This window comes from Sphingobium ummariense RL-3 (assembly GCF_000447205.1).
GTDB classification, from domain to species: Bacteria; Pseudomonadota; Alphaproteobacteria; order Sphingomonadales; family Sphingomonadaceae; genus Sphingobium; species Sphingobium ummariense.
This window is the reverse complement of record NZ_AUWY01000125.1, coordinates 1-15,245: the sequence shown is the minus strand read 5'-3', so window position 1 is coordinate 15,245 and position 15,245 is coordinate 1. Positions and strand designations below refer to the sequence as shown.

Below are 15,245 nucleotides of genomic sequence, written 5' to 3'. Positions count from 1 at the left end.
GGGTGAAACAATGCCGGACGTCGCGCCGCACAGCTGTCGGAAGAGCATGACCATTCGGCTTACACCTCATGGCTGACCCCGAAACCATTACCCCCGTCCTGACCGACGGAGAGGGGGAGCATGGCCATTGCGGGCAGAAGGCGACGTTGAAGCTCGTCGTCGGCGCGATCGGCATCGTCTTCGGCGACATCGGCACCAGCCCGCTCTACGCCTTCCGCGAAACCTTTGCCGGCCATCATCACCTCGATCTCGACCCCGACCACATATTGGGTGTCATCAGCCTGATGTTCTGGTCGATGATGCTGGTGGTGACGCTGAAATATGTCTCCATCATCATGCGGGCCGACAACAAGGGCGAGGGCGGCAGCCTGGCGCTGCTCGCGCTCATCAACGGCCAGACGAAGACGCAGCGCTGGTCGCGCGGCATCGTGCTGCTCGGCGTGTTCGCGACCTCGCTCTTCTACGGCGACTCGATGATCACCCCGGCGGTTTCGGTGCTTTCCGCTGTGGAGGGTCTTGCGGTCTACAACAGCGCCTTGGCACCCGCGATCCTCCCGGTGGCGGTCGTGATCCTGTTCGGCCTGTTCTGGATCCAGGGGTGGGGGACCAATCGAGTCGCCACGCTGTTCGGGCCGGTCATGATGCTCTACTTCATCGTGATCGCGGCGCTCGGCGTCCTCAGCATCGTCAAGACGCCTGGCATTCTCTATGCCTTCAACCCCTATTGGGCGCTGATGTTCTTCGTCACCGATCCTTTGCCGGCCTTCCTTGCGCTGGGCGCTGTCGTGCTGGCGGTGACGGGCGCGGAGGCGCTCTATGCCGATATGGGCCATTTCGGGCGCAGCCCGATCCGCGTGTCCTGGTTGGTGTTCGTGCTGCCCGCGCTGATGCTGAACTATATGGGGCAGGGCGCGCTGCTGTTCCGGGAGGGCGCTGCGGCGCTGCACAGCCCCTTCTACAATCTGGCCCCGCAATGGGCGCAGCTTCCGCTGGTGGGCCTCGCGACGCTCGCCGCGATCATCGCCAGCCAGGCGGTGATATCTGGCGCCTTCTCCGTCACGCAGCAGGCCATCCAACTCGGCTTCATGCCGCGTCTGCGCATATCCCACACCAGCGCATCGACCGCCGGGCAGATCTACATCCCCCTCATCAACTGGGGGCTGATGATCATGGTCATCCTGCTGGTTCTGGTGTTCCAGACCTCGTCCAACCTGACGGCCGCTTACGGCATTGCGGTCACCGGGGCGATGTTCATCGACAACGTGTTGCTGATGGTGCTGCTCTACCGGCTGTGGAAATGGCCCTGGTACTATTCCGCGCCGCTGCTGTCGGTCTTCTTCCTGGTTGATGGCGCCTATCTGGCGGCGAACTTCACCAAAATCCCCGATGGCGGCTGGTTCCCGCTGCTGATCGGCTTCGTGATCTTCACCCTGCTGACCACCTGGTCGCGCGGGCGGCGGCTGGTGCAGGACCGGCTGCGCGAGGCGGCGATGCCGATCCCGGTGTTCGTCGCGTCCGCCGCCAACAGCGCGGTGCGGGTGCCCGGCACGGCGGTGTTCATGACGTCGACTCCCGACGGCGTGCCCCATGCGCTGCTGCATAATCTGAAGCACAACAAGGTGCTGCACGAGCGCGTGATCCTGCTGACCGTCAAGATCAAGGACGTGCCGGTCGTGGAGGAGGAGGCGCGCTATCGGCTGGAGGATCTGGGCCGGGGTTTCTTCCGCGTGGTGCTGCAATATGGCTTCATGCAGGAACCGGACGTGCCCGCCGCGCTGAAGAATGTCACCGGCTGCGGGCAGGCGTTCAAGATGATGGACACCAGCTTCTTCCTGGCGCGGCAGACACTGCTGCCTTCGTCCAAGCCCGGCATGCCGGTGTGGCGGGAGAAGATCTTCGCCTGGATGCTGCGGAACGCGGAAAGCGCGATGGAATTCTTCCGCCTTCCCACCAACCGCGTCGTGGAGCTGGGCAGCCAGGTCGAGATCTAGGGGTGAGCTACCGGATCAGGCCATCGGCTCCGCACGACGCCGACCGCATCATGGCCATATGGCGCGGCGCGGTCGACGCGACTCATGATTTCCTGTCCGATGCGGACCGCGTGGCGATAGAGGCGGAGGTGGCTCGTTTCCTGCCGACGGCGCCGCTCCTGCTCGCCATCGATGCCGATGATTGGCCGATCGGCTTCATGCTGCTCGACGAAAGCCGGATCGAAGCGCTGTTCGTCGACCCGCACCATCATGGCAGGGGCGCGGGGCGTGCCCTGCTGGCACATGCGCTGACGCACCATCCCGTGCTGGATGCCGACGTGAATGCGCAGAATGCGCAGGCAGCCGGCTTCTATGCGCGCATGGGGTTCGTGCCCGTGGGCGAATCGGATCGGGACGGGCAAGGTCGGCCCTATCCGCTCATCCACCTTCGCCGTCCGGCCTGACGGACCCAGCAAAAAGGGCGCGGCCGACATAGCCGCGCCCCATATCTCATGCCGACGCTCTTGTCAGGCGGCGCTGCGGTCCTGCGCGTTGACGTCGACCAACTGACCGCCGTTGATGGCTATCTTCTTGGGCTTCATCGCTTCGGGCACTTCGCGCACCAGCTCGATCACGAGCAGGCCGTCGGCCAGGTCCGCCTTCTCCACCCGCACGAAATCGGCCAGTTCGAACCGACGCTCGAAGCTGCGGTTCGCGATGCCGACATGCAGGAACTTCGAGCGGTCGTTCGCGGAATCATCCTTGCGACCGACAACCTGCAGCAGGTTCTGCTGCGCGGTGATGTCGATCTCTTCCGGACGGAAGCCCGCGACCGCAAGGGTGACGCGATAGCGGTCCTCGGACAGGCGCTCGATATTGAACGGCGGATAATTGTCGCTCTGCTGCAACCGGGCATTGTTTTCGATCAGGTCGAACAGACGATCGAAGCCCACGGTCGAGCGGCGATAGGGGGTCAGGTCAAAAGCACGCATGTCATCATCTCCTCACGAAGCAAAATGAACGGGCCGGACCCAAATGGCGTCCGGCGTTACGATGCCCGGCCCCAAGCGGCGACCGGACGGCATTGATATGGTTCGGAAATCGGAAGGTTCAAGGGAGGGTTGGGAATGTTGGGGGAGCGCATGGCCGGCCGGCAAACGCCCGAAATAAAAAGTGCCCGGATCGCGCTTTTGCGACCCGGGCACTTAATGGACGATTGCTCGTCTCCCCCTTGGCCTGCCTCGACCGCTTCTCAGCCCCCTAAGCTCGAAGCGGGATGCAGTATCCCTGAACCACGGCCTTTTTACCTGTGCTTCGCAGCCTGTGCTATGGCGCGCGCAGCCGGCTGTCACGGGCTATTTCGGGGCGCTGTGATTTTCCTCCGACCCCTGTGGCAACGGCGCAACATTCCCGCAAAGCTTGCCGTGCGGACACGGGCTGCTAGAGGGTCTTCAGACCCTTTCCGCAGGAGCCGTTCGGCATCCATGATTCTGTCCCGTTACGAACGCATGATCGCCAAGCGCTATTTGCTGCCGGGCAAGGGCGAGGGGTTCATCTTCCTGGTCGCGGGCATCAGCCTGGTGGCGGTGATGCTGGGCGTCGCGGCCCTCATCATCGTCATGAGTGTGATGAACGGCTTCCGCGCAGAGCTGTTCGACAAGATCGTCGGCCTGAACGGCCATGCCGTGGTGCAGGGCTATGGTGGGCGCCTGCCCGACTGGCGCGACATATTGAAGCAGGCGAAGGCGACGCCCGGCGTCACCAGCGCCACCCCCTTGATCGAGCAGCCGCTGCTGGCGAGCTTCCAGGGCCGGGTCGAGGCGATCCTGGTGCGCGGCATGACCGTGCCCGACATCCGGAGCAACCCGACGCTGCGCACCAAGGTGGTGGCGGGCAGCCTCAACGACCTTTCTCCCAATAGCGGCCGAGTTGCGATCGGATCGCGGCTGGCGGAGAATCTGGGCGCGCAGCTGGGCGACACCATCACCATCATCAATCCGGCGGGGCGATCCACCCCCTTCGGCACTGTCCCGCGGCAAGTCGCCTATCAGGTGGCGGCGATCTTCGAAGTCGGCGTGTACGACTATGACAAGGCGTTCGTCGTCATGCCCATGGAGGACGCACAGACTCTGCTGCTGCTGGGCGACGTCGTCGGCATGATCGAGGTGGAGACGGTGAATGCCGACCGGGTCGGGCAGATTCTGGAGCCGCTGGCGGCGAAGGTCGCTGGTCGCGCGGTGGTGACCGACTGGCGGCAGATGAATGCCAGCCTGTTCGAGGCGCTGGCGGTGGAACGTGTGGCGATGTTCGTGGTGCTGTCGATCATCGTGCTGGTTGCGGTATTCAACATCCTCTCCTCGCTCATCATGCTGGTGCGGGCCAAGACCCGCGACATCGCGATCCTGCGGACCATGGGGGCGAGCCGGGCCGGGCTGGTCAGAATCTTCATGACCGTCGGGGTCACCATCGGCACGCTGGGCATGGCGGCGGGTATGGTTCTGGGCTTCACCTTCCTGTTCTTCCGCCAGAGCGTGGTGAACGCCATCCAGTTCGTCACCGGCCAGAATCTCTGGGATCCCTCCATCCGGTTCCTGACCGAGCTGCCGTCCAAGCCCGACCCGATCGAGATCACGATCATCTGCCTGATGGCGCTGGTCTTCAGCTTCCTCGCCACGCTCTATCCGGCGTTCAAGGCGGCCAATACCGATCCCGTGCAGGTGCTGCGCTATGAATGACATATTGCGGGTTTCCGGCCTGCGCCGTGCCTTCACCCAGGGCGGCGTCACCATCGAAGTTCTGCGCGGCGTGGACCTGAGCGTAGGGCAGGGGGAGATCGTCGCGCTGCTCGGTCCCTCGGGATCGGGCAAGTCGACGCTGCTGCAGGCGGTCGGCCTGCTGGAAGGCGGGTTCGAAGGGTCGATCCGCATCGGCGGGGAGGAAGCAGCCAGGCTGGATAATGACGGGCGCACCCGCCTGCGCCGCGACGCGCTGGGCTTCGTCTATCAGTTCCATCATCTGCTGCCGGACTTCAATGCTGTGGAGAACGTCATCCTGCCGCAGGTTATCCGGGACGTGGCGATGAACGCGGCGCAGGCCCGAGCCGAGTCGCTGTTGTCGTCGCTTGGGCTCGCACATCGGCTGGAGCACCGGCCGAGCCAGCTTTCGGGCGGCGAGCAGCAGCGCGTGGCAGTCGCCCGCGCCTTGGCCAACCGGCCTGCGCTGGTGCTGGCGGACGAGCCGACCGGCAATCTGGACGAGCGCACGGCCGATGTCGTGCTCGCCGAGTTTCTGCGGCTGGTGCGTGGGGAAGGATCGGCGGCGCTCGTCGCGACTCATAATGAGCGGTTGGCGGCCAAGATGGACCGGGTGGTCCGGCTGCACGAGGGCGTGCTGGAGACCTGATCAGGCGAGGGCGGACGCGCCGTCGCGGACGGTCGCGATGACGACCCGGTCGCGCCCTTCGGTCTTTGCCCGCAGCAGGGCAGCATCGGCCGTCCGCATGATCGTGTCGGCTGGACCGTGGTCGGGAAAAACAGCCAGGCCGAAGGAGGCGGTGACCGGCCCCAGTTCCTGCCCGCGATGCTCAACCTTCAGCGTGCGGATGCGCTCGCGCACCTGCTCGGCGCGCTCGATCGCCTGGCCGATCGCGAAGCCAGGCATCAGCAGTACGAACTCCTCGCCACCCAGGCGGAAGGCGAATCCCTGTTCCCGCAAAGACTCGCGCAACACCGCCCCCACCGCGCGCAGCACCGCGTCGCCGGCATCGTGGCCATAGCTGTCGTTGAAGCGCTTGAAGTGGTCGATGTCGATCATGAGACAGGAAAAGGGAGTCTTCAGACGCTCGGCCTCCTCGACCTGCTGTTCCAGCGCGGCGTCGAAACGGCGGCGGTTGGCAAGGCCGGTCAGCGCGTCCGCCATCGCCATTTCCCGCAGCGCGTCGCGCAGGCGCAGGTTGGCGAGGGCAAGGCCGATATTTTCCGCCAACATCTCCAGATATTTCTCGGTACGGTCGAGCGCATCGGATGCGACCGCGCCGGGTTGCTCGAAATAAAGCAGGCCGATGCTCTCGCCCTGGGCTGCCAGCGGGATGCAGATGGTGGAAATGGGGCCGCCATCATCCAGATGCTCGCACGCAATGTCGACCATCTCACGGCCGACCGGCTTGTGGGTCTGTCCTCGCCGCAGCGCCCAGCAGGCCGACGGCAGGAACTCCGTCCGCGACTGGTGCGGCGTCAGCCAGGCGCAGGCTTCCACCATCATGTTGCGGCGCAGATCGTGGATATAGAGTCGCCCGGGAAAATCGGGCGCGATCTCCGGCGTGAAGCGGCGCACGACATCCACCAGATCCTGCGTGCTGTCGCAGCCCTGCAATCGCTGGGTCATGCGCGACAGCAGGTCGCGCATGGTGCGGTCCACGTCGCGCTCCTGCTCCAGCCGCTGGCGTTCCAGCCCGTTCTCGCGGAAGATGCGGATCGCTTGCGCCATGTCGCCGATCTCGTCCACCTGGGGGAAGTTCGGCGGCTCCGCCGCGAAATCCTGGGCGGCAAGCCGGGTGACGACGTCGCTTAGGCGCACCACGGGACGCAGGATGCGCTGCTTCAGGACGAAATAGAGCACGAAGAGGAAGAGCAGCGCGGTGATGCCGAGCGTGATCTCCGACATGCGACGCCATTGGCGTGCGCTGTCCGTGGCGCTGCGCACGGCATTATCCGTTCGCTGGTCCAGCATATACTGGAACTTCGCGACCTGCGCGGCGACCCGGTCCAGCTCGCGGCCATATTCGTCGCCGAACAGGATGGTGCGGGCGGTCGAATCGTCCCCGGCCTGCGCAGCGCGGATCGCGCGTTCTTGGTCTTCGGTCAGCGTATCGGCCCAATGCAGCGCCTGCCGCAGGGCGGCGAGCTCGCTTTCGTCGGCACCCGCGTCCTTCAGATGGGTGATCCGGTCCTCGACGGAACGGAGCGCCGCCCTTTCGCGGTTATAGGCGACCACATGGGTGGGGTCGCGGGTGATGGCGAAGCCTCGTGCCTGCTCGGTCAGGCGATAGACATCCTCTTCCAGCGTGGCGGTGAGCTGGTCGAAGGTGGCGCGCTGCGCGACGGCGGCCCGTTCCTGCTCCTCTGCGCCCGATGCCAGCAGCATCGTTGTGCCCGATGCCAGGGTCAGAAGGACGGTGGCCCCATAGGCCCAGTTGGTGATCGTGGAAAGGCGCATGGTCCGTGCCTGATTAGCTCGCAGTGATGTTCAATATGTTAAATTCACGCCGAAGCGATCCGGTCCGGCCGCCCGCTAACCTCGCTGCCCATGCCCGGATGGCTGATCGCCATGGCATTCTCCAGCCGCTCTTTCGCATAGGATCAGCAGCCGGGGGACAAGGCAAGCCTTTACCCACAGCTTTCCGTCCCAGGGGGGTGGCGCCGACTCGGCGGCAATGCCTATCTTCGCCCGATGTCGCATGCCCCCTTCGTCCCGCTTCGTATCTTTTCCTCCTTCACCATGCTTGAAGGTGCGATCGATCCCAAGAAGATCGCGAAGCAGGCGAAGGCGCTGGGTTTCCCTGCGGCGGCGATCACCGATCGCAACGGCCTTTACGGCTCCATGGCTTTCTCCGACGCCTGCAGGGATGAAGGCGTGCAGCCGATCATCGGCGCCATGCTGGGCGTGCTGCGGCCGGATCGGCCTGCCAATGCGCCGCCGGTCCATGACTGGCTGGCGCTCTATGCGCAGGACGCCGTTGGCTATGACAATCTCTGTGCGCTGGTTTCGATGGCGCATCTCGACCGGCCGGTGGAGGAGGTGCCGCATGTGCCGCTGTCGGCGCTTCAAGGGCGTACCGACGGCCTGCTGGCCCTGACCGCCGGCGGCGAAGGCGCCATCGCGCGGCTGTTCGCCGAGGATCAGCCGGCGGCCGCACGCAGCTATGCCGCCGCGCTGGAGGCGCTGTTTCCCGACCGGCTCTATGTCGAAATCTGCCGGCGCCTCGACCCGGTGGAAGGGAAAGCGGAACCGTTCCTACTAGACCTCGCTTATGATCGCGACCTGCCGCTGGTGGCGACCAACCCGACCTGCTTTGCCGAACCGCATTTCCATGAGGCGCATGACGTGATGCTGTGCATCGCCGATGGGGCCTATGTGGAAACGGCCGACCGCCGCACCAGTTCGCCCGACGCCTGGATGAAGCCGGCGGGGGAAATGAAGCGGCTGTTCGAGGATTTGCCGGAGGCGCTGGCCAACACGCTGGTCGTGGCGCAGCGCTGCGCCGTGGCCGCGCCCAAGCGCAAGCCGATCCTCCCCAGCCTTGCCGGCGACATCGAGGGCGAGGCACGGATGCTGCGGGATCAGGCGGCGGCGGGGCTGGAGGCGCGGCTGGAGAAAGCCGGCATCGTCGGCGAGGAGGCGCGGCGGCCCTATTATGAGCGGCTGAAGTTCGAAACCGACATCATCGTGCAGATGGGCTTTCCGGGCTATTTCTTGATCGTCGCCGACTTCATCCAGTGGGCCAAGGCGCAGGACATTCCGGTCGGGCCGGGGCGCGGTTCGGGCGCCGGATCGCTGGTCGCCTGGGCGCTTACCATCACCGATCTCGACCCGCTGCAACTGGGGCTGCTGTTCGAGCGCTTCCTCAATCCCGAGCGCGTGTCGATGCCCGACTTCGACATCGATTTCTGCGAAACCCGGCGCGGCGAGGTGATTCGTTACGTCCAGCAGAAATATGGTTCGGACCATGTGGCGCAGATCATCACCTTCGGTAAGCTGAAGGCACGCGCGGTGCTGAAGGATACCGGCCGCGTGCTCCAGATGAGCTACGGCCAGGTGGACCGGCTGGCGAAGCTCGTCCCCAACCACCCCACCGATCCGTGGACGCTGGAGCGCTCGCTGAACGGCGTCGCGGAGTTCAGGGCGGAATATGACAATGACAACCAGGTCCGCCGCCTGATCGACTATGCGATGAAGCTGGAGGGTTTTCCGCGCCACAGCTCCACCCATGCCGCGGGCGTGGTGATCGGTGACCGGCCGCTCTCGCAGCTCGTCCCGCTCTACCGCGATCCTCGGTCGGACATGCCCGTGACCCAGTTCGACATGAAATATGTCGAGGGTGCGGGGCTGGTGAAGTTCGACTTTCTCGGCCTCAAAACGCTGTCGGTCTTGCAGAAGGCGGTGCAGTTGCTGGCCGCGCGCGGGGTGGAGGTGGATCTCAACGCCCTCGGCTGGGACGATCCGGCGGTCTACGAACTGCTCCAGCGCGGCGATACGGTCGGTGTGTTCCAGCTGGAATCGGAGGGCATGCGCAAGACGCTCGCTGCCGTGCGTCCGACCAATTTCGGCGACATCATCGCGCTGGTGTCACTCTATCGCCCGGGCCCGATGGACAATATCCCAATGTTCGGGCGTCGCAAGAACGGCCAGGAAGAGATTGAATATCCTCATATTCTCCTGAAACCGATCCTGGAAGAGACCTACGGCATCTTCGTCTATCAGGAACAGGTGATGCAGGCCGCGCAGATCCTTGCGGGCTACAGCCTGGGCGACGCGGACCTGCTGCGCCGCGCGATGGGCAAGAAGATCAAGGCCGAGATGGACGCCCAGCGCGCCCGCTTCGTCGAAGGCTGCGCCGCGAGCGACATCAAGCCGGCGAAGGCGAACGAGCTGTTCGACTTGATCGACAAATTCGCGGGCTATGGTTTCAACAAGAGCCACGCGGCCGCCTATGCCCTGCTTGCCTATCAGACGGCCTGGCTGAAGGCGCATTATCCGGCGGAATTCTATGCCGGATCGATGGCGTTCGACATCCATCTGACGGACAAGCTGACCGTGTTCGTGGACGATATGCGGCGCATGGGGCTGACCTGCCTGCCACCGGACATCAATCGCAGCGAGGCCGACTTCACGGTCGAAGCCGTGCCGTTCGAGGGCGAAGATCCGCGCCTGGGCTTTGCCGTGCGCTATGCGCTGGGCGGCCTCAAGGGCGTGGGAGAGAAGGCGATGGAACAGCTCGTCGCCGAGCGCGAGGCGGCAGGGCCGTTCAAGTCGCTGGACGATTTCGCCGACCGGATCGAGCCGCGCCTGCTCAACCGCCGGCAGCTGGAGAGCCTGGCGGCGGCAGGCGCGTTCGATGGCATCCATGCAGACCGCGCCGGCGTCCATGCGGCGGCCGAGACCATCCTGTCGGTGGCCGCCAGCGCGGCCGAAGCCCGGGAAAGCGGGCAGGGCGGCCTATTCGGCGAGGTCGAAAGCAGCCATGCCGACGTTCGCATTCCGCCGCACCAGACCTGGTCGACCGCTGATCGCATGGCGCAGGAGAAGGAAGCCTTCGGTTTCTATTTCTCCGCGCACCCGGTCGACCGATACCGCCACCTCGCCGACGCGCGCGGCGCAAAGAGCTATGGCGCGATCTGTACGGAGCCGGTGGCGGAAGGCGGCCGCGCCAATGGCGTCATGGCGGCGATGGTTGAGGATGTGCGCTGGCGCGAGACCAGGCGTGGCGCGCGCTATGCCAACGCCACCTTTTCCGACAGTTCGGGCCAGTTCCAGGCGAGCTGCTTCGACGAGGATGCCTGCAAGGCAATCGAGGAGCTGGCGCGCGACGGCGATTGCGCGCTGCTGATGGTGGAGCTGGACCGGCTCCCCGGCGAGGAGACGCCGCGCGTAACCGTGCGCGGCGTCGAGCCTTTCCGAGCGATCGCCAATGCCTCGCGCATGGAGCTGACGGTCGATGCCGTGGACGAGACGGCGGTGGTGGCGCTGGCGCAGCTCCTGTCCCGCGCGAAAGGCGGACGAAGCGAGGTGTTCCTGCGCGCGCCGGTGGGCGGTGGGCAGGCGGCGCGCCTGTTCCTGGGCGATGACTACAGCATCGGCGCGGACCAGGTGGATGCGATCGCGACCGTGCCGGGCCTGTCGATCCACGCCTTCGAACGAATGGAGCCCAAGGCGGACGGCTACCGCGCGCGGAACCGGCGGTCGGGTATGCGCCTGGTCGGCTGACTGGTTCAGCCTATCCAGTAGGGGACGATCTGGCGGTTGTCCGGGTCCACATGGATCGGCCGGTCGGCGGGCGGGAAGGCGCGCTGGTCGCAGCTCTGGCGGGGGCAGAGGCGGCAGGTGATACCGATCGGGGTCGCCGCGCCCTCCACCTCCAGCTGAAGGCCGTCGGCATAGACGAAGTTGGCGGCGTGAGCGATCTCGCAACCCAACACCACGGCATAGCGGCGGGGCGTGCGCTTGTAACTGCCCGAGGGTTTCACCAGCCCCTTGGCCATGGAGACATAGCGCACGCCGTCGGGCGTCTCGCCCAGCTGCACGTTGATCCGGTCGGGCACGGCGACCGCCTCGTGCACGTTCCACAGCGGGCAGGCGCCGCCGAAGCGGGCGAATTGCAGCCGGGTGGCACTATGCCGCTTGGTGATGTTGCCGGCCATGTCGACACGGCAGAAGAAGAAGGGAATGCCGCGCAGACCCGGCCTTTGTAGGGTCGAGAGGCGGTGGCAGGCCTGCTCGAAACTGACGCCGAAACGGCGGGAGAGACGGTCGATGTCGTGACGCACCTCTCGGGCCGCAGCGCGGAACGAAGCATAGGGCATCAGCAGCGCGCCAGCGGCATAGTTGCCGAGGCCGATCGCCAGCAGCCGGTCTGCGCCGGGGACGGGCAGGCCGGCCTTGCGCACGACATCGGCGATCACCGCCTGCCCCTCCAGCATCATGAGCTGATGCCCGAGCATGAACTTGCGGCTTTCGGTCGGCAGCGCCGCGTTGATGAACAGGCGCTTGTCGGCGGCGCGATAGGCGCGTAGCGCGCTGTCGGGGGTTTCGGCGATCAGCGTTTCGATGCCGTGCCGGCGGGCGAGCGCCTCCACCAGCATCCCTTCGTCCAGCACCTGGCCCTGGGTGAAGCTTTCGGCCATTTCCTCGGCCAGGCAATCGAGCGCGTGGACATAGTTGCCGGCCTCATGAAACCAGTCGCGCGCGGCCTCCCAAGGCAGGCGGGCCTGCACTTCATGATCGTTGGCGATCGCCTCCTCGATCATGTTGATGCGTTCGTTGGCTCGCATATGGGCGTTGTAGAGGTCGACATAGCGTGCGGCGAATTCCGGGAATTGCAGGTGCAGCTTCTCGATCCGCTCAGGCTCCATCGGCGCGCCCGGCAGTTCGGGATGGGCCAGCGCATAGGTGAAGGCGCCCAGCAGCTGCTCCTCCTCCCGCGCGTCGAAGCTCGCCCAGTCGGTAGGGAACGCGCTGGCTACGGCCGCCTTCACTTTGGCGGTCAGGGGGCGGTCGTCATTTTCGAGCTGCGACAGATAGGATACCGAGATGCCGAGCGCGAGCGCCATCGTCGCCTGGTCCATGCGATGGTCAAGGCGAAGCTGGCGCAGGCGAGGCCCTGCAAAAATTCGATTGCCGCGTGCCATGACGCTGATGTCTCCTGATGCGCCGTTCCCCCTGCGAAGGCCGGGGTCCAGTTCCACGCTTCGTACTCCACCACGACCTTCGCCGGGATACGAAACGACACTCTGTTACGTCTCTAGTTTGCGAAGTTGGGATTTGCAAATTGGCAAATTTGCATTTGCGAAGCGGAAGGTGGACTGCAAAGAGCAGTCCAACAATCTCGGAGAGACCTGCCGATGTCGAAGCTCGCCATCATCGAACAGCTCGAAGCCAAGCGCGAGGCCGCGCGCCTTGGGGGCGGCCAGCGCCGTATCGACGCCCAGCATGCCAGGGGCAAGCTGACCGCGCGCGAGCGGCTGGAGGTGCTGCTTGACGAAGGCAGCTTCGAGGAAGTCGACATGTATGTCGAACATAATTGCGTCGATTTCGGCATGGATGCCGCGCATATCCCGGGCGACGGGGTGGTGACAGGATCGGGCACCATCAACGGCCGCCTGGTGTTCGTCTTCAGCCAGGACTTCACCGTCTATGGCGGCGCGGTGTCGGAACGGCACGCGATGAAGATCTGCAAGATCATGGACATGGCGATGAAGGTCGGCGCGCCCGTCATCGGCCTCAACGACAGCGGCGGCGCGCGAATCCAAGAAGGCGTGGCGTCACTGGGCGGCTATGCCGAGATCTTCCAGCGCAACGTGCTGGCGTCGGGCGTCGTGCCGCAGATCAGCGTCATCATGGGCCCCTGCGCGGGCGGGGCGGTCTATTCGCCGGCTATGACCGACTTCATCTTCATGGTGAAGGATAGCAGCTTCATGTTCGTGACCGGTCCTGACGTGGTGAAGACCGTCACCAATGAGGTGGTGACACAGGAACAGCTTGGCGGGGCGGTCACCCACACGACGAAGTCGGGCGTGGCCGATGTCGCGTTCGAGAACGACATCGAGGCGCTGCTGGCGGTGCGCGATTTCGTCGATTTCCTGCCGGCGTCAAACCGCGAGCCGGTCCCCGAGCGGCCGACCGCGGACGCCTGGGACCGGGTCGAGGAGAGCCTTGACACGCTGGTCCCCGCCAATGCCAACCAGCCCTATGACATGCACGAACTGATCCGGAAGGTCGTGGACGAAGGCGACTTCTTCGAAGTGCAGCCGGCCCATGCGGGCAACATTCTTTGCGGTTTTGGCCGGATCGAGGGCAGGACCGTGGGCATCATCGCCAACCAGCCGATGGTTCTGGCCGGGGTGCTGGACATCAACCCGCCTTATTCACCAAAAGTGTCCTGAAGGGTTGGCGGGAGTGGCGTAAGCCTCTGATCTGAATTAGGAACTGGGTGTCTAAGCCGAACCTGCCGCAGGGCAGAAAATGCCACGGGCCACACCCGCCATGAACGATGATATCGCAAGCTCATTTGGATTCCCAGCAGTCGGCCGCAAGAAAATCACAGCTGCGTTCGACGGTGGCCGGCTTACCTCGGATGGCGGTGTTCTACTGCTTGCACAGGCCGAGCGCGCGATGGGGATTTGCCAGCGCCTGGCGGCTTGTATTGCCGATCCGCGCGATCCAGCGCGGGTGATCCATCGCCTGGATGACATTCTGCGTGCCCGTGTGTTCGCGATTGCGTGCGGCTATGAGGATGCCGATGATCTCGATGCTCTGCGCGACGATCCAGGCTTCCGCCTGGCGCTCGGCAAGCTGCCGGAATCGGGCGCGGGGCTGGCCAGCCAACCGACGATGAGCCGGTGGGAAAATGCACCGACTACGCGCGAACTGGCCAGCATGATGGCCGCGATGATCGACATCTACTGCGCCAGCTATCCCGCCCCTCCGACAGCGGTCACGCTGGATATCGACGACACGTGCGACGTCGTGCATGGCTATCAACAGCTCTCGTTCTGGAACGGGCATCATGGGGAGCGCTGCTTCCTACCGATCCATATCTACGACACCGCGACCGGCAGGCCGGTGGCCATGCTGCTGCGCACAGGCAAGACGCCTTCTGGAAAGGAGGCGGCGGGGCACATCCGACGCCTGGTGCGTCACCTGCGCCGTAATTGGCCCGATACCCACATCACTATCCGCGGCGACGGGCACTATGGTCGACCCGAGGTCATGGCCTACTGCGATGCGGCCCGCGTCGATTACGTGTTCGGCCTGCCCACCAATTCAGCGCTGCGCGCCGATCCCGCCATTGTTGCGGTCGCCGATGCCTGCGCGGTCAAGCGCGCCCAGCGTCAGTGTCCCGTCCTGCGCAACTATGCCGAGACCCGCTATGGGGCAAAGACCTGGAAGTGCCAGCGTCGCGTCGTTGCACGGATCGAGGCCAGCACGCTGGGCATGGACATCCGCTATGTCGTCACCTCGTTGGCAACAGGATCGGCCGAGCACATCTACGACACGCTCTACTGCGCGCGTGGTCAGGCCGAGAACCTGATCAAGCGCCACAAGTCCCAGCTCGCCAGCGACCGAACCTCGTGCCGCTCGGCCAATGCCAATCAGATGCGCCTGATACTGCACACTGCCGCATACTGGCTGCTATGGCGCATCCAGCAGGCGATGCCCAGGACCGCTGCTCTGGCAAGCGCGGAGTTTACCACCTTGCGCCTGCGGCTGCTCAAGGTCGCTGCGCGCGTCGTAGAAAGTGCTAGCCGCATCCGCATTGCCTTCGCTTCCGCCTGTCCGGATGCCGACCTGTTCCGCGCCCTCGTTCTCCGGCTGAAGCCTGCGCCGACGTAGCCCATGCGGCAGCGCCGCAGAACTCCGAGCCCAGCCCTTCAACCCGAAAAGCCCATCAATCCGAATGCGGTGAAACAAACGCCAGCGATGCCGGTCGTCCGCGCAATACAGCCAGCCGCAGCAAATGCCCAGAGCGGGCCCGAAACCGAGCGTCGTGAATAAGAGAGG

Annotated in this window: 9 protein-coding genes and 1 pseudogene; 7 read left to right on the top strand and 3 right to left on the bottom strand. The window is 65.0% G+C overall.

The window, feature by feature from the left end; translation table 11 throughout:
- Positions 1 to 68: 68 nt before the first annotated feature.
- Positions 69 to 1,991 (top strand): potassium transporter Kup, encoded by a 1,923-nt coding sequence (locus M529_RS44945; RefSeq protein WP_021319795.1) that lies wholly within the window; start codon positions 69 to 71, stop codon positions 1,989 to 1,991.
- A gap of 2 nt (positions 1,992 to 1,993) precedes the next feature.
- Complete coding sequence (locus M529_RS44940; RefSeq protein ID WP_269078891.1) at positions 1,994 to 2,434, top strand: acetyltransferase; 441 nt, start codon at positions 1,994 to 1,996, stop codon at positions 2,432 to 2,434.
- Between the two features lie 63 nt (positions 2,435 to 2,497).
- On the opposite strand, the gene M529_RS44935 is transcribed toward M529_RS44940, so the two are convergent.
- Entirely contained in the window at positions 2,498 to 2,962 is a 465-nt protein-coding gene (locus M529_RS44935; protein ID WP_021319793.1) for an Hsp20 family protein, read from the bottom strand.
- A 492-nt stretch (positions 2,963 to 3,454) separates the two neighbouring features.
- On the opposite strand from M529_RS44935, the gene M529_RS44930 reads away from it, so the two are divergent.
- Together M529_RS44930 and M529_RS44925 are read left to right on the top strand one after the other, a co-directional pair.
- Positions 3,455 to 4,705: a lipoprotein-releasing ABC transporter permease subunit gene (locus M529_RS44930; protein ID WP_021319792.1), complete on the top strand. Its 1,251-nt coding sequence runs from the start codon at positions 3,455 to 3,457 to the stop codon at positions 4,703 to 4,705.
- A complete protein-coding gene (locus M529_RS44925) occupies positions 4,698 to 5,372 on the top strand; it encodes an ABC transporter ATP-binding protein (protein WP_021319791.1) in 675 nt (224 codons plus the stop codon). The genes M529_RS44930 and M529_RS44925 overlap by 8 nt, the downstream gene beginning before the upstream one ends.
- On the opposite strand, the gene M529_RS44920 is transcribed toward M529_RS44925, so the two are convergent.
- Positions 5,373 to 7,184, bottom strand: coding sequence for a diguanylate cyclase (locus M529_RS44920; protein WP_021319790.1), 1,812 nt, complete (start codon positions 7,182 to 7,184; stop codon positions 5,373 to 5,375).
- A 234-nt stretch (positions 7,185 to 7,418) separates the two neighbouring features.
- Here M529_RS44920 and dnaE point away from each other — a divergent pair, with 234 nt between their 5' ends.
- Positions 7,419 to 10,952 carry a DNA polymerase III subunit alpha gene (gene dnaE / locus M529_RS44915; protein WP_021319789.1) on the top strand — a complete coding sequence of 1,178 codons (3,534 nt, stop codon included), beginning with the start codon at positions 7,419 to 7,421 and terminating at the stop codon, positions 10,950 to 10,952.
- A gap of 5 nt (positions 10,953 to 10,957) precedes the next feature.
- On the opposite strand, the gene M529_RS44910 is transcribed toward dnaE, so the two are convergent.
- Positions 10,958 to 12,373, bottom strand: coding sequence for a helix-turn-helix domain-containing protein (locus M529_RS44910; RefSeq protein ID WP_021319788.1), 1,416 nt, complete (start codon positions 12,371 to 12,373; stop codon positions 10,958 to 10,960).
- A gap of 213 nt (positions 12,374 to 12,586) precedes the next feature.
- On the opposite strand from M529_RS44910, the pseudogene M529_RS44905 reads away from it, so the two are divergent.
- Positions 12,587 to 13,600 (top strand): annotated as a pseudogene (locus M529_RS44905) (acyl-CoA carboxylase subunit beta); the annotation flags it as partial.
- A 127-nt stretch (positions 13,601 to 13,727) separates the two neighbouring features.
- Positions 13,728 to 15,077 carry an IS1380-like element ISSp1 family transposase gene (locus tag M529_RS44900; RefSeq protein ID WP_013039775.1) on the top strand — a complete coding sequence of 450 codons (1,350 nt, stop codon included), beginning with the start codon at positions 13,728 to 13,730 and terminating at the stop codon, positions 15,075 to 15,077.
- The last annotated feature ends 168 nt before the right edge of the window (positions 15,078 to 15,245 follow it).